Consider the following 21,808-nt stretch of genomic DNA (forward strand, 5'->3'; position numbering starts at 1 on the left):
GCCAGCGCCTTGCGGCCAACGGCCAGCGCCTTGCGGCCAACGGCCAGCGCCTTGCGGCCAACGGCCAGCGCCTTGCGGCCAACGGCCAGCGCCTTGCGGCCAACGGCCGGCGCCTTGCGGCCAACGGCCAGCGCCTTGCGGCCAACGGCCAGCGCCTTGCGGCCAACGGCCAGCCGCTAACGGACACCAGCGCCGTTATTTCGATGAAATAGGCCGATTTTCAAATTTAACGGACACCACAGCCGTTATTTGGCAAAAATCCAGCACATTCGGGTTCTTCTGGGGTGTTTAACGCCTCCTGGGTCCGTTAGAATAAAAAAACGTGTCATTTTCGCCAAATAGCGGCATCTGGGTCCGTTACAGCAAACCACCGTGAGGCGGTCGAATAATCGGCGTGACCACCGATGGCTTTCACTCGTCCTACGCTCGGTTCGTTCGACGAAACCTCTCTTTTCTCGCCAAAGGAAAACAGGCTGCCTGTACAGAACAAAGTAGAAGGTGGCACACATTAAGTAATCGAACCCTCGCCCAAAGCTAGCGAACCCGCAAGCAGCCAGCGAAACCCAGATACTGCAACCCCGCATCTCCAAAAAAAGCCGTCGCACGCTCCCGCCAGTTAGCGTTTCTCCTATTCCCGTATTAAATTACCCCCCAATAATAGAATTGTTCACCTTACCCCTCACACCATTATGGTTCAAAATATTGATAAGAAGTAAATTACATTAATGACATAAATTACTTGGTGGTGATTATAGAGCGCCAATATTGAGCCCGAATTAAATTTTTCTCTCCTCGGTTTTGCCTACAGCTTGTACGTTATTCCCCGCAATGTATTTAATTCTGTCGATTTTCATGCTCCACCTACTTAATCCGATAGAGGTGAAATGATTGAAACAATCGATAATAAGTAAATATGCGCGTTCTCCCCAGCTTTGCCTCGTATTTGTTATGCTCTTCGGCATGCTTTCCTTCACGCCTAACCTCAGTGCTGAGGCGGGGGCGGGCGATCCAGCCAAGGCTGGACCGCTAAACCTCCGGATCGCCAAGGATGATAACGGCAACGATTTGATTACGCATAACACAGCCAAACTCGCGTGGGATTTGATTGGTGACGCAACAAACAATAACGATATTGATATTTGGAATGCGGATACGAACGCTTGGGTGACTTGGGGGGATCGCGGCAATCAGACGATTGGCGGGCTGCTCCCGGAGACAACGTATCGCATCTACATTACGTGGTACACAGACCGCCCATCGCTCGAATATAAGAGCAACGTGCTCGAATTCACGACGGCACCGGACACGAGCGCCTATCCCGAGCCGCCGCTTGCTGCTCCTTCGCATCTCCGTACGGCGGGAATTACCGATTCTAGCATTACATTGCAATGGGCGGGCAGCCCTGGCGCGAACGGTTACGATCTCTATGTGAACGGCGCGTGGAAGCAGGGGATTTGGGATGGGTCGAATACGGTTACCTTTGCGCTTCCAGCGGACGTTAGCGTGACTGGCGCCGTTTATAAATTTGAAGTAGCTGCGCAAAATTTACCAAAAACATCAGCGAACAGCAATGCCGTCACGATCACGTGGGGGGAGCTTGCGGCACCTCGCGATGTACAAGCTGTTACCGCAACGCGAACGGCCGTGTCGCTCGGATGGGCGGAAACGCCTGGCGCGACAGGGTATGATATTTATGCGGACGGCGAGTTGATCGGTTCCAGCTATGAAAATCGCTATGCCGCGACAGGACTGCATGAAGGGCATGCGTATGCGTTCAAAATTGTTGCCAAAAACGCGCTCTGGCGGTCGCCGGATAGCGCGGTAACGATGGTAATTCCTGGCGCCGACTACAATATCGTGTCTTACTACACGCTATGGTCTGCTAGCGAAACCGGTCGCAACTTTAAGCCTTCGGAAGTGGATGTCTCGCAGCTTACCCATTTGAATTTTGCATTTGCTGATTTGTGCTGGAGAGGCTTTGGCTCTGGGGCCGCAGCATGCAAGAACGATAACGTTCCATTGCAAAAGGATTACGTCTTCGATGGAGAGATGATCGTCGGTGACCCTACAGCAGATTTGCCGCTATTCGCAGAGTGGGCAGCCATCCGGGATGCGAATCCCCATCTGAAGCTGCTCATTTCAGTGGGGGGATGGTCGTGGTCGAATAATTTCTCGAACATGGCCAAAACCGAAGAGACGCGGCGCGCCTTCGCGAATTCCGTCGTGGAATTCCTTCGGGCATATAAGCTGGACGGGCTCGATATCGACTGGGAATATCCTGTTGAGGGCGGCGAGGACGATAACGCACACAGTCCCGAGGATCGGGAAAACTTCGTGCTCATGGCACAGGCTGTGAGGGAAGCGTTAGATGCGGCGGGCTCCGAGGATGGCAAATATTATTTGCAGACGATTGCCGCATCCCAAGGCGACAGCTTTGTCGTGAATGCGAATCTGGCCGATTCGTCGCGTTATCTCGATTTTATCAACATTATGACCTACGACTATAGCGGAAGCTGGGAGCCGTTTGCCCACCATAATTCCCCGTTGTATTACGACAAAAATCATCCCAAAGATTACGCGCCGCGCAACAACACACTAGGCGGCGTTATGGGAGAGTTAAATGGTGTCGTACCGCATTATAAAGTGCAAATTGGCGTGCCGTTCTATGGCAAGGGATGGGTCGGATGCCCGGCTGATGGTGAATATCAGAACTGCGAGAGCTCGGCGCCATTCGGCACATGGGAAAATGGGGCATTCGACTTCACTGACATCGAGGAAAACTATTTGAACCACGACGGTTACGTCAAACATTGGAACGAAGCTTCCAAAGCCGCATCACTGTACAATCCAAACAATGGCGTATTCCTCACGTATAACGATGAGGCGTCCATGATGTACATCGCTTCGCTCGTACAATCGCTAGATTTGCCGGGCGTGATGAGCTGGGAAATTAGCGGCGACCGCAATCGGACGCTGACGGCCCGCCTTGCGAAGGATTTGCCGATCAACGGGCATCCGAATGTGGCAGCACTCGCTGCTCCTACGGGGCTGCAAGCCGTATCGGTCGGCACCGAAACGATTGAAGTGAAGTGGAACGCATCCGCTAGAGCGACAGCATACGAGGTCTACATTGGCAAAGTGCTGGCCGGAACGACTTCAGATACGAGATTCGTGCTGACGGGTCTTGCGGCAGATGCTGCTTACAATATTGAAGTGCTCGCAGTTGAAAAAGAAGGAAGCACGTTGCGCAACGTCTCCGTCTTCAGCAGCGCGTTAGCAGTGAAAACGAACATGACACCGACTGCGCCATCCGGCCCATCCGGCTTCATCATTCAGCCCCCTGCAGTGAAGGAAGGGCTCGAGACGCATAGCGTAAAAGTAGGGGATCGGCTGGTTGTTAGCCTGCCGACAGACGCCGCTTTGAAGTCGATAGCGGCTTCCGCATCGCCTGTATTCCCTGTCATCGTAGACGGTGAGGCGAAGCAAGTTGATGTTGCCGTGACGAAAGAAGTTTTAGCCGCAATTGCAGCCAAGGGAGACAGCGCGGCTCTGATTATCCGTTGGAATAGCATTTCGTTCGAGGTTCCGGCCAATTCGCTTCCTGCGGATGCGGATATTCGCATCTTGATCGGGGAGCCGGACCAGAAAGTTTTGGATGCATGGAAGAAATTGCTGGAGCAAGGCGGCTATTCCTCAATCGTAGCTCCAATGGCATTCAAGATTGAACGAAAGAAGGCGGATGGCTCTTACATCGAAATCGAAGATTTCGGTGGCAGCTTCCTCTCGCATGCATTCAAATTGAAGGCTTTAGGCATTGATCAGGCCCATGCGGCTGGCGTCGTTTACGTGCCGGGGGCAAATGAACTGCGGCCTGTGCCGCTCCTGTTCGCTGCCAACGGTGACGGCACGGTAACTGCAGAGCTGAGTCGGCAAGGGAACAGTGTATACGGTATCGTGAAGACGAACGTTTCCTTCTCTGATTCGGTGGCTGATTGGGCGAAAAAGGACGTCGAATTGGCTGCGTCTAGGCTGATCGTCCAAGCTAATTCGAACGGCTTGTTCGAAGGCTTGCACGAGCTGACGCGTGCGGAGGCTGCTACGTTGATCGTCCGGGCGCTAGGCATATTGCCAGAGGCAGAGGCTTCCGGCTCTGCATTCAAGGACGTTGCCAATGGCTCCGAGCATGCCGCGGATATCGCGGCTGCGAAGAATGCTGGCCTCGTGAACGGCAAGGGAGACGGCAGCTTCGATCCGAATGCCGCCGTAACACGCGAACAATTCGCAGTCATCCTAGCCAAAGCGCTGGCTTACGCTGGCAAGGTGAAGACGGCGGATGCCGCAGCGTTGGACCATTTTGCAGACAAGGGCGCTGTATCCGCTTATGCACAATCGTCGGTTGCGCTTCTTGTTGAGCAAGGGATCATGAAAGGCGTATCAGCTAATAAACTCGCGCCGCAGTCTAATGTAACGAAAGCACAGGCGACTGTGTTAGCTGTGAAGCTGCTTCAATCCGCTGAATTGTTGAATTAATAAATTGGCAGAAGAGCCCCCGAAGCCCGAATACGGACTTTTGGGGCTTTTTGCATGTTCGCTACGTCGCGAGGATGAGTGCCATTCATGCTGTGGTGCCTGTTGCGCGCACTAGCTGTGTACTATCATGAAGTTTGTGTTAGAAAGTTATTTGCCCTTAACAGGAAGGCGAAGGATCGTCTTTCGTTTATCAGGTGCGGCCTTGCGCGGATCGGATAAGTAGATCAAATGATGGCGGCCATTTTGGGCCAGTCCATGCTGGTGCATGAATGCATACATTTTCTCCAGGCTAGCCGGTTCGGTGCTGTAAGGTCCGATATGCAAAAACTGAATACATTCACCCTCTGCCAATGTTTCAAAAGAAACAGCTTCGATTTGGCGGAGTCGTTTTTTCTTGAATAAAGCGAACTGTTCTTTACGCAGTACGCCACCGTATACAACGTTTCTGTAGCTTGTGCAAAAGCAGCGCTGTCCGGCGAACTTTGCCCAGCAATGGCTAGGTAATTGCGTTCTTCATCCCCCTATTATAGGGCGCTAATCCTGACAGCTTGTATGGCAAGGTTGAATTCGGGCTCTAGCAATGCAAGAAAGTTAACGGCTGTTTACATTCTGTTTAAATACGGCGTTTATTATCACATTATCACTTGTTGAACTGGAGGAATTAACAATGAAACATGGACACAACGACTGGGCGGTTGAGGCGCAAGGGCTCGTCAAAACGTTTGGCGATAACAAAGCAGTAGATGGCGTAAATTTGAACGTTCGCACCGGATCGATTTACGGTGTGCTTGGCCCCAACGGGGCAGGCAAAACGACAACGATTCGCATGCTGGCGACCTTGCTTCGGCCAGATGCTGGTTCGGCCCGAATCTTCGGGCATGATGTCGTGAAGGAATCGCAGATCGTTCGGCAATTGATCGGCGTAACAGGCCAGTATGCTTCGGTTGATGAATCGCTGAGTGCAACCGAAAACCTTATTATTTTCTCCCGGCTATTGGGATTGAGCAGCAAAGAGTCGCGGCGCAAAGCTGAGGAGCTGCTAGAGGAATTTGGATTAACCGAAGCCGCGAAGCGCCCGCTTAAGAACTTCTCCGGCGGCATGCGCCGCCGCCTGGATCTTGCGGCGAGCTTGATCGCGCAGCCACCGCTAATCTTCTTAGATGAACCAACGACTGGCCTTGATCCACGCACTCGTGCCCAAATGTGGGAGACCATCCGCCGGTTGGTGAAGACGGGTTCAACCGTCCTCCTGACTACGCAGTATCTCGATGAGGCCGACCAGTTGGCTGACCGTATCGCAGTTATTGACCGCGGCCATGTTGTCGCAGAGGGCACGGTAGATGAACTGAAAGCATCCGTTGGCAATTCTTCGCTTCACTTGAGAGTTCAAGATGCACGGGACATTGCAGCCGCCCGCCAAACGATTGAGAAGGTGCTGGGCGTCCAGTCGACCGTATCCTCGGAAGCGAGCCGCATTACGGCTCCGATGGCGAATGTTGACCTTGTAACCGACCTGTTGGTCGAGCTTCGCGCAGCAGGCATTCAGTTGGCCGAGATGAGCGTGCAGAAACCGACACTTGACGAAGTGTTCTTAACCATTACAGGCGAAGGCGTGAAAGAAGACGGGGCACAGCAATCCAATGAATCGAAAAAAGCAGAGGTGGCAAGAGTATGAATACAACATCCATTAAACCAGGCGCAGGCCGCCAGTTAAAAAACCATACGAGCTTCGGCCAGTCGGTACGCCACTCATTGACGATGGCTTATCGCGGCCTGCTAAAGCTCCGCCGCACGCCGGAACAACTGTTTGATGTAACGCTACAGCCGATTATTTTCACGCTCATGTTCACTTATATTTTTGGCGGGGCGATATCTGGTGACGTACAGAGTTACTTGCCTGTTATTATACCCGGCATTCTAGTGCAAACCGTCATCACAACTTCAATTGTAACGGGCGTCCAGCTGCGGGAGGACATGGATAAAGGCGTATTCGACCGATTCAAGTCACTGCCTATTGCACGGATTGCACCATTAGCAGGGGCCTTATTAGCGGATACGATCCGATATACAATCGCTACAGTGCTTACTTTCGGCATGGGATACATTATGGGTTATCGTCCTGAAGGCGGATTAGGTTTTGTCGCAATCGCTGCGGTCCTCGTCATTTTCTGCTCATGGGCAATTAGCTGGATTTTCGCATTCTTCGGCGTCATCGCGCGTACAGCGTCGAGCGTACAAGGCATTTCGATGCTGGTGTTATTCCCGCTAACGTTCCTCTCCAACGCGTTCGTGCCGGTCGATACCATGCCGAATTGGCTGCAATGGTTCGTCAATATCAATCCGATCTCGCATCTCGTCACGGCTGTGCGTGATCTGACGAACGCTGGAACTGCTGGTTCGGATCTCGTTATCGCGCTCGTAGGAGCTGCTGTCATCGTAGCGGTCTTCGCGCCATTGACTGTGCGTGCTTATATGCGCCGGACTTAAGGGAAGGCGATACGCCTCCTAAGTTAACTAAGGCCGCACGCGGCTAGTTTTGCCCAACACCTTAATCGGCAGGGATGCCGTTTAAGGTGTTTTTCCGTTGAAGTTGGCATAGTGCGCTGCAGCAGCTGCTCCAATTGCCTCTGCTGCAACGCTGCCGAATTTCTAACGGACTCTCAGGCCCTTATTTCAACGAAAATCCCCAGTTTGAAATGTAACGGACTCCAGCGTCGTTATTTGGTGGATTTATAGGCTCGAAAGGGGTAATTGGATCAAATAACGGCCGCTGAGTCCGTTAGAATCAGAAAGGGACTCATTTTGGCCAAATAACGCCTCCTGAGTCCGTTAGCGATCCCGCCGTTCGTGCCGCTCACCGCCAGTAACTAGTACATCCCAGAGCACCTCAATTAACGATGCTCCGGCGCTTCCGGTAATTCTCCGCACGAGTGGATGTTGGCATAGTGCGCTGCCGCTGCTGCTCCAATTGCTCTAACTGCCTTTGCTGCAACGCTGCCGAATTTCTAACGGACTCCCAGGCCCTTATTTCCATGAAAATCCCCAGTTTGAAAATGTAACGGACTCCAGCGCCGTTATTTGGCTGATTTGTGGGCTCGAAAGGGGCAATTGGATCAAATAACGGCCACTGAGTCCGTTAGAGTTAGAAAGAAGCTCATTTTAGCCAAATAACGCCTCCTGAGTCCGTTAGCGCATCACCCCATCCGATTGCTCGATCAGCATTGCTGGAGCTATTAATTATTAGTTTTCTATAGCGAATTAGTTTTAGGTTCTCAACGATATAAAACAATTAAGAACGAGTTAAGCTTGCTTGTGTGACAGTGATATTCTTCCAAGCCACTTCATCCGAAGAGGCTTTTTTCACCTTTTCGACATCATACTTCCCCAATATTTGACTAGCTACAGGCTTTATAACTAAAAATAATAAATACTACAGAATATCTTATAGACAAATGTCGACGAAATCATTGAACCAAACGGTAGTCTGCGGTAGTATTAACACAGGTTAAAACTTAGTAACATGGTCGGAATTTTGAATTTTCAGAGAATGATGTGAGGTGGATGGAGTTGCAACTTCAAGTGACGAATAGTCCGTTTACGAGCGAGCAAGCAGAAGTGCTTAATAAGCTGCTCCCGACGTTGACGGAAGCTCAAATTAATTGGTTAGGCGGCTATTTAGCCTTTTATCGTGCAACAGGAGACGTTAGCGCAGCAGCATCAGTAGCAGCGGCAAGCGCAATTGTGGAGGCTCCAGCAGCGCCTGCGGTACCGCAAGGCCCACGTGAAGCGACGATTTTGTTCGGATCGCAGACGGGCAACTCGCAGCGGTTGGCAGGGCGTTTGGCTGAGAAGCTGAAAGGCGAGGGCTTCGAGGTTACGCTGTCGGCGATGAATAAGTACAAAACGAACAATTTGAAAAAAGCGGCATACCTGTTCATCGTCGCAAGTACGCATGGCGAAGGCGATCCGCCGGATAACGCGATGTCGTTCCATGAGTTTTTGCACAGCAAGCGTGCGCCGAAGCTGGACGAAGTCAAATTCTCCGTACTCGCGCTTGGCGACACGTCGTATGAATTCTTCTGCAAAACAGGCCAAGATTTTGACACGAAACTCGCGGAGCTTGGCGCTCAGCGGATCGTGGACCGCGTTGATTGCGACGTAGACTTCGAAGATCTGGCTTCTGGCTGGCTCGCAGCTGTGACGAGTGCTGTAACTGCGGCTCCTGCAGCAGCAGCGACGCAAAGCACAGCAGGCGCTGGCGTTTCTGCAAGCGCAGCAGCTACTGAATCCGAATATTCCCGCAACAACCCGTTCATGGCGGAAGTGCTGGACAATCTGAACCTGAACGGCAGAGGTTCGGACCGTGAGACGCGCCACGTTGAGCTGTCGCTTGAAGGCTCCGGCCTAACGTATGCGCCTGGCGATGCAGTAGGCGTATATCCGACGAACGATCCGGCTCTTGTAGATGCGATCATCTCCGAGCTGAAGTGGAATCCAGAAGATGCAGTCGTGACGGGCAAAGCAGGCGAAACGTCTTCGCTGCGCACGGCGCTGTTGCACCACTTTGAAATCACTGTACTGACTAAGCCATTGCTGGAAAAAGCAGTTGCCTTCTCGGGCAACAACAAGCTGGCAGACCTGGTGAAGCCAGAAAATAAAGAAGAGATCAAAGCTTACACGACAGGCCGCGACCTGCTCGATCTGCTTCGTGACTACGGTCCGTGGACGCTGGCAGCAGCTGACGTAGCGACGCTGCTTCGCAAATTGCCGCCGCGGCTGTATTCGATCGCGAGCAGCATCAACTCCCACCCGGAGGAAGTGCATCTGACGATCCGCAAGGTGGAGTATGAGGCACATGGCCGCGATCGCAAAGGCGTTTGCTCGGTGTACGCATCCGAACGTCTTGAAGCAGGCGACAAGCTCCCGATTTTCATCCAGCAGAACCCGAACTTCAAGCTGCCAGTTAATCCGGACACGCCGGTTATCATGGTTGGCCCGGGCACAGGCGTAGCGCCGTTCCGTGCATTCCTTGAAGAGCGCGAAGAGCTGGGCGCAGGCGGCCAAACGTGGCTGTTCTACGGCGACCGCCATTTCGTAACGGACTTCCTGTACCAAACGGACTGGCAGCGCATGCTCAAAGATGGCGTACTGACGAATCTGGACGTAGCGTTCTCACGCGATTCCAAAGAGAAAGTATATGTACAGCAGCGGATGCTGGAAAATGGCGAAGAGCTGTACAAGTGGCTGCAAAATGGCGCACATGTGTATGTATGCGGAGACGAGAAGCATATGGCGCATGACGTGCAAGCGGCGTTGCTCTCGGTTATTGGCCAGTATGGCGGCAAGTCGCCAGAAGCAGCAGCAGCCTACCTATCGGAGCTGCAGGATCAAGGGCGTTACCAACGCGACGTCTACTAAGCGCTTGTTAGCAAGCGTATCGTGATATAGATGCAATAAGCATGAACCCATCCGATAGGATGCGGGCAAAGGAGCTAATAACAATCATGGCAAAAAACCATAAGGTCGAGCCGATCGGCGGACCGCCGAGTGACGTAGAACTTCTCAAGCTGGAGAGTAATTATCTCCGCGGATCGATGACGCAATCGTTGAATAACCGTGTGACAGGCGGGTTGCCTGAGCTAGACAACCGCCTTCTGAAATTCCACGGCAGCTACATGCAAGATGACCGCGACTACCGCAACGAGCGGGAGAAGCAAAAGCTGGAGCCTTACTACCAGTTCATGCTTCGTGTCGTTACGCCGGGCGGCTTGTCGACACCTGCGCAATGGCTCGTCATGGACGAGCTGGCTGACAAATATGGCACAGGCACACTGCGCCTGACGACGCGCCAAGCTTTCCAGCTGCATGGCGTATTGAAATGGAACCTGAAAAACACGATTCAAGAAATTAATGACGCACTTCTTACGACGCTGGCGGCATGCGGTGACGTAAGCCGTAACGTTATGTGTAATCCGAATCCGTACCAATCGGATATTCACAACGAAGTGTTCTACTGGTCGCAGCAGCTGACGTCGCATCTCGCACCGAAGACGCCTGCGTACCATGAGATTTGGCTTGATGGCGAGAAGGTAGTAGACAGCCTGGAGCAAAATGGCGACACCGATCCGGTAGAACCAATCTATGGCCCAGTTTACCTGCCGCGTAAGTTCAAGATCGGTATCGCAGTGCCGCCGTCCAATGACGTTGACGTGTACTCGCAGGATCTTGGCTACATCGCTATCGTAGAAGACGGCAAGCTCGTTGGCTTTAACGTTAGCGTTGGCGGCGGCATGGGCATGACGCATGGCGATACGGCGACGTATCCGCAGCTTGCTCGCGTTATCGGCTTCATCACGCCTGACCAAGTGCTGGATGTAGCAGAGAAGACGGTCATGATTCAACGCGACTATGGCAACCGTTCTGTACGTAAATATGCACGTTTCAAATATACAGTTGACCGCCACGGCCTCGAATGGTTCGTAGATGAGCTGCAAGACCGTTTGGGCTGGGAGCTCAAGCCGGCTCGCGAATTCAAGTTCGACCATACGGGCGACCGTTATGGCTGGATCAAAGGCAAAGACGGCAAATGGAATCTTACGTTGTACATCCAAAGCGGCCGTATCGCTGACATCGAAGGCTACAAGCTGAGAACGGCACTGCGTGAAATCGCGAAGATTCACACAGGCGACTTCCGCCTGACGGCTAACCAAAACTTGGTTATTGCGAACGTAACCGCTCAGAAGAAAACGAAAATCGTTGCGCTTCTGAATGAATACGGCGTTAATGAGGGCACGGAGTATTCCGCACTTCGCCGCAGCGCGCTTTCTTGCGTAGCATTGCCGACTTGCGGCCTTGCAATGGCAGAGGCAGAGCGTTACTTGCCGACATTGATCGAGAAGCTGGAGCCGATTCTGGAGCAAGCAGGCTTGCGCGATGAAGAAATTAACATTCGCATGACGGGCTGCCCGAACGGTTGCGCACGTCCAGCACTGGGCGAGATCGCGTTCATCGGCAAATCGCCAGGCAAATACAACATGTACATGGGCGCAGGCTTCTCCGGCGACCGCCTGAGCAAGCTGTACCGTGAGAACATCGGTGAAGATGAGATCATCGGTACGCTTCAGCCGATCATTAACCGTTACGCAGCTGAGCGCGACAAAGGCGAGCATTTTGGCGACTTCGTTGTTCGCACAGGCTACGTTCAAGCGGTAACGAACGGCATGAACTTCCACGATTAATCGGTAGGCAGTAATAGATAAGCGGTACAGAGGGCGATTCTCTGTACTGCTTTTTTTGATTTTGCGTAAGCGGATAGGTTGACAGGGTTTGCGTTATATGATTGAATAGTACAAATAAATTGAATAATCCAAAAACAATGATGGATGGCGCATAGCCACAGTAAGAAAGTTGAACGAATGCCTCCAGAGAGCCGGTGGTTGGTGCGAACCGGTGCAGTCACCTTTCTGAATTACAAATCCGGAGTTGGAAAAGCGAAGATGAGTAATCATTGCGAAGCTTTTCTCGGCGTTCATGTGATGCCGTTATGATGAATAAGTGAAAGAAGCGAACTCGCTTCTTTAATTAGGGTGGTACCGCGAGACAATCTTCTCGTCCCTTTGTGGGATTGAGGGTTGTCTTTTTTTGTTTTTATAAAAGATCAGGGGGAATCATAGGTGGATATTATGAAACAGTTATCAGAGGCGCAAAAACAAGAGGTTGTGCGGCAGTTAAGCATCATCCGCAGAGGGGCTGTAGACATTGTGCCTGCGGACGCACTGGAGCAGAAAATTGCAGACTCCGTCGTGTCAGGCAAGCCGCTTAAAGTAAAGCTTGGGCTCGACCCGTCAGCCCCCGACATTCACATTGGACATACGGTCGTTCTTCATAAGCTAAGGCAATTTCAAGATTTGGGGCATGAGGTTCAATTGATCATTGGCGATTTTACTGGACGAATCGGCGATCCTACGGGCAAATCGGAGACAAGAAAACAATTGACCGAAGAGGATGTCAAACGCAATGCGGCAACCTATGAACAGCAGATGTATAAGATTCTTGACCCGCAGAAGACCAAGTTTCATTTTAACTCGGCATGGCTTGAAAAAATGAATTTCCAAGATGTGTTGGAGTTAGCATCGAAGCTGACGGTTGCCCGAATGCTCGAACGTGATGATTTTGCCAAACGTTATGCGAACAGCCAGCCTATTCACATACACGAGTTCTTCTATCCGCTTATGCAGGCATATGATTCGGTTTCGCTTGAGAGCGACATTGAGATTGGCGGTACCGACCAAACCTTTAATATTTTGATGGGCAGAACGCTGCAAGGCTCATTTGGTTGCAAGGATGGCCAAGCCGCCATTCTGATGCCATTACTGGAGGGGCTGGACGGCGTTCAGAAAATGAGCAAGAGCCTGGGCAACTACATCGGGATTAGCGAATCGCCGAACGAAATTTTCGGGAAGACGATGTCGATTCCGGACGGGTTGATGTTAAAATATTATGAGCTCGGCACTAGCGTTACAATAGAGGAGCTTCAACAGTTGGAGCAAGGCTTGCAAGCAGGGGGTGTTCACCCGCGCGATGCGAAGGTCCAGCTCGCCAAGCATCTGGTTCGGATGTATCATGGGGAGCAGGCTGCTGAACAAGCGGAGCAGCATTTTAACACGGTGTTTCAGCAGCGTGCCCTTCCTGATCATATCGATGAAGTGCATGTAGGTGAAGCGCTGCTAGAGGATGGAAGCATTGCGATCAGCAAGCTGCTTGTCACGCTCGGCTTTGCCAATTCCACTAGCGAGGCGAGACGCAGTGTTGCGCAAGGGGCGGTCAAAATCAATGAAGTTAAGCTACTTGACCCTAATGGAAGAGCCGTTATTCAAAACGGTGACATTGTTCAAGCAGGCAAAAGAAAATTCGCCAAGATTGTGATGGGATGAAGCGGCAGCGGCCAAAAGAAGGAGAACGGATATGTTGGCACAATTTTTCGTAGGATTAGTGGCAGTTGAGCATGTTTATATTTTAATACTGGAAATGTTTCTATGGACGACGCCGCGTGCACGCAAAGCGTTCGGGACGAGTGTAGAGCAAGCCGAGGTCACGAAACCGCTGGCGGCGAACCAAGGGTTGTATAACGGATTTCTTGCCGCAGGGCTTGTGTGGGGGCTCGTTCATCCGAACGCGGTAACGGGAGGGGAAATCGAAATCTTTTTCCTCGTGTGCGTACTCGTTGCGGCAGTGTATGGCGGCTTTAGCGCAAAACGCTCGATCCTGCTCGTACAGGGGCTTCCTGCATTGATTGCTTTGGCGCTTGTTCTGTGGCTGTAGCGGAACGAACGGGCCGCTAATCGAATATTATGGAAATTAGACGAGAGGAACCCTTGCGAATCAAGGGTTTTTTTATATAGAAAAGGTATGGGGAGCGAACAATTGTGGGAAATTGTTGAAGTAGGCATGGATTAGCAATGGGAGGCTGAAGCATTATGAATAAGGTGTGGTGGAAGGAAGCGGTGGTCTATCAGATTTATCCGCGCAGCTTCATGGACAGTAATGGAGACGGCATCGGGGATTTGCAGGGCATTATCGCGAAGCTGGATTATTTGAAAGAGCTTGGCGTGGATGTGCTGTGGATCTGCCCGTTTTTCAAATCCCCGAATGACGATAACGGCTATGATATTTCCGATTACCAAGACATTATGGATGAATTCGGCACGATGGCGGACTTTGACGAGCTATTGAAGGAGACGCATGCGCGAGGCATGAAGCTGATTCTTGATTTGGTCATTAATCATACGAGCGACGAGCATCCGTGGTTTATCGAATCCCGATCTTCTAAAGACAACCCTAAGCGGGATTGGTACATTTGGCGGGATGGCAGAGACGGCAGGGAACCGAACAACTGGGAGAGCATCTTCAGCGGCTCGGCATGGCAGTATGACGATCAGACGGGGCAGTTTTACTTGCACATTTTCTCGGTAAAGCAGCCGGATTTGAATTGGGAAAACGAAGAGGTTCGGGAAGCGCTGTACGAGACGGTCAACTGGTGGCTGGATAAAGGGATTGATGGCTTCCGCGTTGACGCGATCAGCCATATTAAGAAGCTGCCTGGTTTGCCGGATATGCCGAACCCGGATGGCAGGGAGTACGTGTCTTCATTCGATGGCCATATGAACCGCGAAGGCATTCAGGCGCATCTCAAGGAGCTGAAGGAACGGACCTTCGACAAGTACAACATTATGACGGTTGGCGAAGCGAACGGTGTTAGCATTGAGCAGGCAGACGATTGGGTCGGTGAGAAAAATGGCAAGTTCGACATGATCTTTCAGTTCGAGCATCTAGGGCTGTGGGATAAGGGGAGCGGCAGCTCGGTTGATGTGCCTGCGCTCAAGCATACGCTTACCAAGTGGCAGAAGGGGCTAGAGAATCGCGGCTGGAACGCCTTGTTCTTCGAGAACCATGACCAAGCCAGGTCGGTGTCGACATGGGGCAACGATCGTGAATACCGGGTACAGAGCGCTAAAATGTTAGGTGTCTGCTACTTCTTCATGCAGGGTACGCCGTACATTTACCAAGGCCAGGAGTTAGGCATGACGAACGTGCGGTTCGAATCGATCGATGACTATGATGACGTAGGCATGAAAAACTACTATCGCATTGAAACCGCGAATGGGCGTCCACATGAAGAAGTGATGGAGATTATCTGGAATCGTGGCCGTGACAACTCGCGAACGCCGATGCAATGGTCTGGGGAGCCCAACGCCGGATTCACGACAGGACGGCCGTGGATGGGCGTTAACCCGAACTATCCGGAAATTAACGTGGAGCGAGAGCTGGCGGACCCGGATTCTGTGCTGAATTTTTATAAAGCTATGGCGCGCCTGCGCAGGGATCATCAGGTATTCGTCTATGGCACGTATGAGCTGTTGCTGCCGGACCATACGCAAATCTACGCCTATACGCGCACGGGCGAGGGCAGCAAAGCGCTGGTCGTGTGCAACTTCTCGCCCGATGCCGCCGAGCTGCATCTGCCGGAGGGAGTTGCCGACGGCGAGCTGCAGCTTGTGCTGCATAACTACCCTGTGGGGGATGTGCGGGCGGGTATGGATGCTGGTGCCAGTGCGAGTGCGAGTGCGAGTGCAAGTGCAAAGGCGCTGGAGCATTGCACGCTGCGGCCTTATGAGTCGCGCGTGTATTTGGTGCAGTAGCACAAAACGGGGATTCGCAGCATTGTAGTGCGCTGTGCTTGCTGCGCCGTGCGCCTACAGTAATTTAATCCGCTGTGCTTGCTGCGCCGTGCGCCTACAGTAATTTAATCCGCTGTGCTTGCTGCGCCGTGCGCCTACAGTAATTTAATGCGCTTTGATGCGCTTCTTTTGCACTGTACTTGTCTTCTGAACCGCTTCCCTTTAGGGAGGCGGTTTTCTAATTGCTCTAACGGACTCCACAGCCCTTAAGCCCCTCCAAACGCGCCGATTAAAAATGTAACGGACTCCACGGCCGTTATTTAGCCAATTTGCTGTTAAATGGGAGCTATTTTAGGCGAATAAGGTCCTCTCGGTCCGTTAGAGCAAAAACGCGCCCGATTTTGGCCAAATAAGGGCTCCTGAGTCCGTTAGAGCGCCGCGCCCGCCCGTATGCTATCGCCGCCACCCGGCTCATTACTGTCGCGATTGCTCTAACGGACTCCAGTGCCCTTAAGTCCCTCCAAACGCGCCGATTAAAAATGTAACGGACTCCACGGCCGTTATTTAGCCAATTTGCTGCTAAATGGGAGCTATTTGAGGCAAATAAGGTCCACTCGGTCCGTTAGAGCAAAAACGCGCCCGATTTTGGCCGAATAAGGGTCCCTGAGTCCGTTAGAGCGCCGCGCCCGCCCGTATACCATTCCGCCGCCGCCCGGGCTAATCCAGCCGCAGGCTGTACAAGCGATACCTTATTTTACCGCCGGTTGCAGTTAACACACCGGATTCAACTAGTTTGTGCAAAAGCCTTCGTGCATGGCGGTCCGTGATACGCAAGTGGCTGGCAAGCTCAGATGGAGTGAAGGGGCGAAGGAGGCGGCGGGAAAAACGTGCAGCTTCTGCCTCTAACCAAGTCCATTCGGGCAGTACATCGGTCGAAATGAATTTTCCGATGAACGAGAGCACGAGCTGCTGGCAGCGCTGAGGCTCATCTTTGATCGAGAGGTAAGCGACCGGCAAAAAAATCCAATCATCGAGTGCTAATAAACATTGCCGCCAGCATAGATCTTTGAACCGTTTTACATCCAAATCTCTCGCATGGGGACCGTATCCTTGAATCTCAATGCCGCCTTTGACTCTTCCAGGCATGTAAGCAAGGTCCACGTACCGATAGCCATTGTTAAAATCACGCACTTCCCATTCGGGGTACAGGTGATCAAAATTTCGGACGGCGGGAAACCACACATTACGCAGAAAGTCCACAGTGCCATGGCCGAGCCCTTTCTCTAGCAATTCCCGTCTTCTTGGATTCGTTTCCTGAACGATTTGTGCTTGAATCCATTCCTCAAACTTTTGCTCAAATCTCGACATAACTTCTCTCCTTTATGCAATAGAGGGATCTAAACAACAAAAAGCCGCCCCGATACAAAAGTATCGAAGCGGCGTGTGCTTCACGACCGAATATTAGCTAGTGTAACTCAAAAGCTACATGTACGGCAATAGGATGCTGAATAACTGGTTTATGGGAGTTAATTAAAAACGAGCGTTTGAACATGAAGGAAATTGTAGTAAAGTAAGGGTGAAATGTGAAAATGGCAGTTGGCTACCTGGACGGGTCGCTGTGTGTTATGGGCATTTCGATAGAGGCAATTAGCAACCATTATAAATGTGGAGGCAACCAGCATGTACGAATATAAGTTTGTCGAGACTTCACTAGGCGGGTTTTTCAGCTCCGCTACGCATCGGGAAACCATTGAAGAGTACGCGCAACAAGGGTGGCGGCTCGTGCAGGTGCTGCCTACGAATTACAATGGGCATGGAAAACCGACGGCTTATGAGATTATTTTTGAACGGCCGATAAAGGAATGAAATTATTTGTAACGCGGCATGGCCAAACGGAATGGAATGCAGAAAATCGAGTTTGCGGGGTATCCGATATTGCACTGACTGCTCAAGGGATTGAACAGGCAAAGGAGCTTGCCAGCAGGATTGCCGAAAGCCGGATCGATGTTATTATGTCGTCCCCATTGATAAGAGCGGTGAGCACAGCTGAAATTATTTCGAATGTGATTGGCAAAACAATCATTCAAGATCATAGGCTATACGAACAAAACTATGGGGCCTTTGAAGGGGTCGCGCGTCATGATGAAAGCTTTCTTGAGGCCAAGAAGCATTTTTCAAGCAAGCTTGCTGGCGGGGAATCTATTTTTCAAGTCGTGCACCGGGTCTATCGCTTACTCGACGAATTGAAAGAAAAGCATGCGAAGCAGAATGTGTTGCTTGTGACACATGGGGGAATTTGCCGGGTAATTCATGCGTATTTCAACGACCAATTAAACGATGAATACCATCGATTTCATATGGGGAATTGTGAAGTGAGAGAATATAACTGGAGCTAGCATGGAGCGGTGTGGCTATCGAATTTGCTAATTAGCTGAAGGGAGGCCATAAGATGATCAGGCAATTGTTACATGCAGATATTGAAGAGTATTGGAAATTAAGGCTTGACGCCCTCAAACAATTTCCCGAAGCTTTCGGCGCTTCCTATGAGGAGGCAAAGGATCATTCGATTGAAACAGTTACGGCACGGTTTTCCACGGGCGATGAGAATTTTATTTTAGGTGCATTTTATGAAGGCCAGATGGTTGGAATGGTTGGATTTAGAAGAGAGCCATTCATGAAAATGAGGCATAAAGGCGTCATTTGGGGCATGTATGTGAAGCCGGACTGTCAAGGCGGGGGAATTGCCAAACAATTGTTGCTCGAATTGATTAGCAGGGCAAGGCAATTGCAGGGGCTAGAGCAGATAAGCCTGCTCGTCGTGGACAATAATGATCGTGCCAAAGCACTATATCAATCTATTGGGTTTACGATATATGGTAAAGAAATGAATGCGATGAAGATTGGAAGCACATACGTTCACGAGGATTTAATGGTTTATCGATTATAGGTGAAAGCGAGGGCATCCATCATTTTAGAACAACGCCTCCAGGATTATATCAAAAGCGACCAGCGCTTAATGGAAGATTTGCAGCAAGTAAGGGATTTGAAGCTGCCTGATTGCTATATTGCCGCTGGCTACATTCGGAATATGGTGTGGGACCGGCTTCATGGCTTTGATGCCCGCGGCATGCATGGGGATATAGATGTGGTGTTTTTTGATCCCACGGACATATCAGAGGATAGGGACCATGCCCTCGAACAGGAGCTGATCGCTCGAACAGAAAACGATAAGTGGTCGGTCAAAAATCAAGCAAGAATGCATATTCAAAATGGCGACTCGCCATACAAAGATACGGTGGATGCGATTACGTATTGGACCGAAACGGTCACTGCGGTAGGAGCACGATTGAATCAAGCTGATGAAATTGAAATTATTGCGCCGTATGGATTAGAAGATATATTCGAAATGGTTGTACGAAGAGCCCCGAAGTTTGAGGATAAGGATTACTACATGCGTCGGGTTAGGAATAAGCGCTGGAAAGAGCAGTGGAGCGGGTTAAGGGTGATTGAGGAGTAGGGCACATGAACCAAATCAATGTGCGGATGATGGCCAGCAAGTACGTAGAATCGGATCACCCGACAATCGTCATAGACGGAATTCCTCTCGACGTATTATTGGACGATTTGTATCCAGATGAAAGTTTGTTGGGTTTAGTGCCAGTAAACACTGAGTGGTTGAATATGGATTCGGAAATAAGCCTCGTCCATAACCGTTTTTATTAATTGAGGGCGTAGGGACTCTTGTACAATGGCTACCCAAGGTGCCGGCATTTGCGTTTGATAAAGGCCAGTATTTTGAGAAGCTAGCGGATATTTATAAGAGTACGACAATCGATCGGTTCTTTGAACCGCAACAACTAGAGTAAAGATCGGTGGTTTAAACTGAAAATTATATCCAAAAGGAGTGAATTTACGAATGAGCGGTTCAAGCCTAATTACGATTTACAAAAATGCTCTGAACCACTATACGGTGGAACAACTCCGCTACATATCTGCACCTGGCGTTTGGTCGATTGGCCAAATGTATGACCATGTCATCCTCACGGCGCTTGATTATTTGGACCAAGTGGAGAAGTGTGCGGCAACGGTGGAAGAGCAAACGCTAGGCAAAACAGAAGCCGGTGCGTACATTTTCCAAACTGGCGGCTTTCCGCCGATCAAAATCAAGCTGCCGGAAGGTCCCGAAAACGCGCCTAGCAATGCGGAATCCAAGGAGGATCTCATGCGTGGGCTCGATCAGGTGCAGCTTCGTATGCGGCAATGGGAGGCGAAGCTTGATGAAATCGATCCCAAGGGCAAGGTTCAGCATGGCGGTTTTGGCTGGCTGAATGCGCGCGAGTGGTTCGGGCTAGTTGATATGCATTTTCGCCATCACTTGCGGCAGAAGAACGAGCTGGAACAAAGCTTAATTTTAATCTAGGAGGTTTTATCTATGGCCACTATTTTGCCGATCGAGCAGGCGCCAATCATTAATTGCCGGATGCACTACGCACTCATGCTAGCGATTATTACGAAGATGGACAATCATGAGCCTTGGCTATTTAGCAGCTTCGTTAATTTGCAGTGCAATAAGGCGGCGTTTATCGGCAACCTCAATAATGACTTGCGGTTTTGCAAGAGTGATAATCCGGCCTATTATACGGCGATGTTCGATTTGGAAATGATGAAAGCAACGGCCTTCCAGAAGTTAAATTGTTCGATTTTAGATGTTGTGAGAAGCGCGCTTGCGGAAAATAAATATGTTTATATGTTCGCCAACAAATTTTACATCCCATCGACGCCGTTTTATGGCGAAGTATCGATCACGCAAGATTTATTGGTATATGGAGTAGATGATACAAAAGAGGTGTATTACGTCCTTTGTTACGATTACAATAAACAGCTGGCTACGCTTGAAGTAAGCTTCAAGGACATGGAATTAGCGATCCAACACAGCAATTACGAGTTTTGGAACGAGACGATGTACTTCATTCAGCGCCCTGATCCATCATTCGAATTTAGAGCGCGCATTAACGAGGTTGATACACGCCAGTTGCTGAATGACTTAAACGACTACATGGGATCAACGTGTCGCTCTGAAATCGTCAGGCAGAGCATTAACGCAGAATATTATGATTTTGGACTATCGACCTACGATACGCTCAAAAACTGGATTGCTGACATCTATTCCAAATATGAAGATTTTGACCCGCTAATTGGGCTGACGACAATATGGGAGCATAAAAAGCTGATGCATGCGCGTGTACGGTATTTAATTCAAAATCAACAGGCCGATGTGCCGTCACGATTGATTGAGGATTTTGCACAGTTAGAGGTGAAAGCGCTTGGCCTTCGCAATCTAGCAATCAAAATGAAGTTCCATAACCGGTTGGATTTGGAACAGTTGTATGCTAAGGTAGATGAAGTTAGAGAGCTAGAAATAAAGGCTTTAACGGCGTTAATTCAGCGTTTAGAAAAGAAACATTCTGCTTCGTTTGCCACCACATATAGCGGAGCTTAAAGAGAAAGGGCCGTTCGCTCAGTGAAATTCACATCTTTGTTCATACTCCTGTTTGTAGCCGTTGTAATCTTGTGTAGTTGTGGTTCAAATGAAGGGCCATATGAGCCTTCTAAACAGATCCCCACAGGATTCAGGGAAGCTTACTATACGAAATCCATTGCGATTTTAAATTTGATCAATACGAAAATGAACAATAATGAAGCTTATACCGAAGAAGAACGGAAATATGTATTACGATTTTTTATGGCGGAGTTTACGAAGTCAAAAGAAGAATTGGTATTCAAAGCTGATTTTAGCCTCTTAGAGGGCACGTTCCAGAGCTATTTTGAGCAAGAGAAAAAAGGGAATAAACAAGAAATGAAAAAGCTGGCTGACCGCTATCATAAGGAACTGCAAGGAATATTGAAGCAATTGAACTTATAGATTTGCACAGAGCCGTCCTATACAAGGGCGGCTTTTTCTGTATCCATGCATGAATGGGAACGCACAAATGAAACCGGTGATTTATTTGGCTAAACACGGTATAATTGGTGAGAGTTATTGAAAGTTTAATTCAATCAAAATGCATAGGGGGCCAATCGCGTAGCTGTGACTTAGTGAA

The 21,808-nt window shown here is 50.3% G+C and carries 19 protein-coding genes and 1 other annotated feature; of the genes, 17 read left to right on the top strand and 2 right to left on the bottom strand.

The genetic code is table 11. The features are described 5' to 3' along the window. The coding region (locus tag GON22_RS23970) for a hypothetical protein (RefSeq protein ID WP_202113483.1) at nt 1–212 on the top strand (212 nt) is incomplete at its 5' end. A 676-nt stretch (nt 213–888) separates the two neighbouring features. Continuing rightward, complete coding sequence (locus tag GON22_RS23975) at nt 889–4,530, top strand: glycosyl hydrolase family 18 protein (RefSeq protein ID WP_160398618.1); 3,642 nt, start codon at nt 889–891, stop codon at nt 4,528–4,530. Nucleotides 4,531–4,677: 147 nt separating this feature from the next. On the opposite strand, the gene GON22_RS26825 is transcribed toward GON22_RS23975, so the two are convergent. Further along, nucleotides 4,678–4,881, bottom strand: a complete 204-nt coding sequence (locus tag GON22_RS26825; protein WP_442954401.1) for a GyrI-like domain-containing protein — start codon at nt 4,879–4,881, stop codon at nt 4,678–4,680. A 316-nt stretch (nt 4,882–5,197) separates the two neighbouring features. Here GON22_RS26825 and GON22_RS23985 point away from each other — a divergent pair, with 316 nt between their 5' ends. The 7 genes from GON22_RS23985 (at nt 5,198) to GON22_RS24015 (ending at nt 15,728) form a co-directional block, all read left to right on the top strand. Next, nucleotides 5,198–6,205 carry an ATP-binding cassette domain-containing protein gene (locus GON22_RS23985; protein ID WP_160398619.1) on the top strand — a complete coding sequence of 336 codons (1,008 nt, stop codon included), beginning with the start codon at nt 5,198–5,200 and terminating at the stop codon, nt 6,203–6,205. Continuing rightward, on the top strand, nt 6,202–7,017 hold the full coding sequence (locus tag GON22_RS23990; protein ID WP_160398620.1) for an ABC transporter permease: 816 nt from the start codon (nt 6,202–6,204) through the stop codon (nt 7,015–7,017). The genes GON22_RS23985 and GON22_RS23990 overlap by 4 nt, the downstream gene beginning before the upstream one ends. Before the next feature lie 1,080 nt (nt 7,018–8,097). Beyond that, nucleotides 8,098–9,948 carry an assimilatory sulfite reductase (NADPH) flavoprotein subunit gene (locus tag GON22_RS23995; RefSeq protein WP_160398638.1) on the top strand — a complete coding sequence of 617 codons (1,851 nt, stop codon included), beginning with the start codon at nt 8,098–8,100 and terminating at the stop codon, nt 9,946–9,948. A gap of 86 nt (nt 9,949–10,034) precedes the next feature. Next, a complete protein-coding gene (gene cysI, locus GON22_RS24000; RefSeq protein ID WP_160398621.1) occupies nt 10,035–11,768 on the top strand; it encodes an assimilatory sulfite reductase (NADPH) hemoprotein subunit in 1,734 nt (577 codons plus the stop codon). A gap of 128 nt (nt 11,769–11,896) precedes the next feature. Beyond that, nucleotides 11,897–12,149 (top strand) — a binding site (T-box leader). Between the two features lie 63 nt (nt 12,150–12,212). Beyond that, nucleotides 12,213–13,463 carry a tyrosine--tRNA ligase gene (gene tyrS, locus GON22_RS24005; protein WP_160398639.1) on the top strand — a complete coding sequence of 417 codons (1,251 nt, stop codon included), beginning with the start codon at nt 12,213–12,215 and terminating at the stop codon, nt 13,461–13,463. A gap of 31 nt (nt 13,464–13,494) precedes the next feature. Further along, nucleotides 13,495–13,851, top strand: a complete 357-nt coding sequence (locus GON22_RS24010) for a DUF1304 domain-containing protein (protein ID WP_160398622.1) — start codon at nt 13,495–13,497, stop codon at nt 13,849–13,851. Between the two features lie 155 nt (nt 13,852–14,006). Beyond that, on the top strand, nt 14,007–15,728 hold the full coding sequence (locus GON22_RS24015) for a glycoside hydrolase family 13 protein (protein ID WP_160398623.1): 1,722 nt from the start codon (nt 14,007–14,009) through the stop codon (nt 15,726–15,728). Nucleotides 15,729–16,424: 696 nt separating this feature from the next. On the opposite strand, the gene GON22_RS24020 is transcribed toward GON22_RS24015, so the two are convergent. Further along, nucleotides 16,425–17,075: an Rrf2 family transcriptional regulator gene (locus GON22_RS24020; protein WP_160398624.1), complete on the bottom strand. Its 651-nt coding sequence runs from the start codon at nt 17,073–17,075 to the stop codon at nt 16,425–16,427. Nucleotides 17,076–17,387: 312 nt separating this feature from the next. Between GON22_RS24020 and GON22_RS24025 the strand changes: the two genes are divergently transcribed. The 8 genes from GON22_RS24025 to GON22_RS24060 all read left to right on the top strand — a co-directional run bounded on the left by GON22_RS24025 (nt 17,388) and on the right by GON22_RS24060 (nt 21,630). After that, nucleotides 17,388–17,573: a DUF4177 domain-containing protein gene (locus GON22_RS24025; protein ID WP_160398625.1), complete on the top strand. Its 186-nt coding sequence runs from the start codon at nt 17,388–17,390 to the stop codon at nt 17,571–17,573. Next, entirely contained in the window at nt 17,570–18,103 is a 534-nt protein-coding gene (locus GON22_RS24030; RefSeq protein ID WP_160398626.1) for a histidine phosphatase family protein, read from the top strand. The genes GON22_RS24025 and GON22_RS24030 overlap by 4 nt, the downstream gene beginning before the upstream one ends. A 53-nt stretch (nt 18,104–18,156) precedes the next feature. Beyond that, nucleotides 18,157–18,654, top strand: coding sequence for a GNAT family N-acetyltransferase (locus GON22_RS24035; RefSeq protein WP_160398627.1), 498 nt, complete (start codon nt 18,157–18,159; stop codon nt 18,652–18,654). A 69-nt stretch (nt 18,655–18,723) separates the two neighbouring features. Then, on the top strand, nt 18,724–19,224 hold the full coding sequence (locus tag GON22_RS24040) for a nucleotidyltransferase family protein (protein WP_202113484.1): 501 nt from the start codon (nt 18,724–18,726) through the stop codon (nt 19,222–19,224). Between the two features lie 5 nt (nt 19,225–19,229). Continuing rightward, nucleotides 19,230–19,430 (top strand): hypothetical protein, encoded by a 201-nt coding sequence (locus tag GON22_RS24045; protein WP_160398628.1) that lies wholly within the window; start codon nt 19,230–19,232, stop codon nt 19,428–19,430. Between the two features lie 193 nt (nt 19,431–19,623). Next, the gene (locus tag GON22_RS24050) at nt 19,624–20,127 is read left to right on the top strand and encodes a DinB family protein (protein ID WP_160398629.1); all 504 of its coding nucleotides are present in this window, start codon (nt 19,624–19,626) and stop codon (nt 20,125–20,127) included. 12 nt (nt 20,128–20,139) lie between these two features. Continuing rightward, nucleotides 20,140–21,207, top strand: a complete 1,068-nt coding sequence (locus tag GON22_RS24055; RefSeq protein WP_160398630.1) for a hypothetical protein — start codon at nt 20,140–20,142, stop codon at nt 21,205–21,207. A gap of 21 nt (nt 21,208–21,228) precedes the next feature. After that, nucleotides 21,229–21,630, top strand: coding sequence for a hypothetical protein (locus GON22_RS24060; RefSeq protein ID WP_160398631.1), 402 nt, complete (start codon nt 21,229–21,231; stop codon nt 21,628–21,630). Nucleotides 21,631–21,808 lie beyond the last annotated feature (178 nt).

Source organism: Paenibacillus sp. MMS18-CY102, assembly GCF_009789195.1.
Taxonomy (GTDB): domain Bacteria; phylum Bacillota; class Bacilli; order Paenibacillales; family Paenibacillaceae; genus Paenibacillus_T.

Coding starts and splice junctions, on each gene's coding strand:
- GON22_RS23985 (WP_160398619.1), top strand. CDS start 5,198: ATGAAACATGGACACAACGACTGGGCGGTTGAGGCGCAAGGGCTCGTC.
- GON22_RS23990 (WP_160398620.1), top strand. CDS start 6,202: ATGAATACAACATCCATTAAACCAGGCGCAGGCCGCCAGTTAAAAAAC.
- cysI (WP_160398621.1), top strand. CDS start 10,035: ATGGCAAAAAACCATAAGGTCGAGCCGATCGGCGGACCGCCGAGTGAC.
- tyrS (WP_160398639.1), top strand. CDS start 12,213: ATGAAACAGTTATCAGAGGCGCAAAAACAAGAGGTTGTGCGGCAGTTA.
- GON22_RS24010 (WP_160398622.1), top strand. CDS start 13,495: ATGTTGGCACAATTTTTCGTAGGATTAGTGGCAGTTGAGCATGTTTAT.
- GON22_RS24015 (WP_160398623.1), top strand. CDS start 14,007: ATGAATAAGGTGTGGTGGAAGGAAGCGGTGGTCTATCAGATTTATCCG.
- GON22_RS24020 (WP_160398624.1), bottom strand. CDS start 17,075: ATGTCGAGATTTGAGCAAAAGTTTGAGGAATGGATTCAAGCACAAATC.
- GON22_RS24025 (WP_160398625.1), top strand. CDS start 17,388: ATGTACGAATATAAGTTTGTCGAGACTTCACTAGGCGGGTTTTTCAGC.
- GON22_RS24030 (WP_160398626.1), top strand. CDS start 17,570: ATGAAATTATTTGTAACGCGGCATGGCCAAACGGAATGGAATGCAGAA.
- GON22_RS24035 (WP_160398627.1), top strand. CDS start 18,157: ATGATCAGGCAATTGTTACATGCAGATATTGAAGAGTATTGGAAATTA.
- GON22_RS24040 (WP_202113484.1), top strand. CDS start 18,724: ATGGAAGATTTGCAGCAAGTAAGGGATTTGAAGCTGCCTGATTGCTAT.
- GON22_RS24045 (WP_160398628.1), top strand. CDS start 19,230: ATGAACCAAATCAATGTGCGGATGATGGCCAGCAAGTACGTAGAATCG.
- GON22_RS24050 (WP_160398629.1), top strand. CDS start 19,624: ATGAGCGGTTCAAGCCTAATTACGATTTACAAAAATGCTCTGAACCAC.
- GON22_RS24055 (WP_160398630.1), top strand. CDS start 20,140: ATGGCCACTATTTTGCCGATCGAGCAGGCGCCAATCATTAATTGCCGG.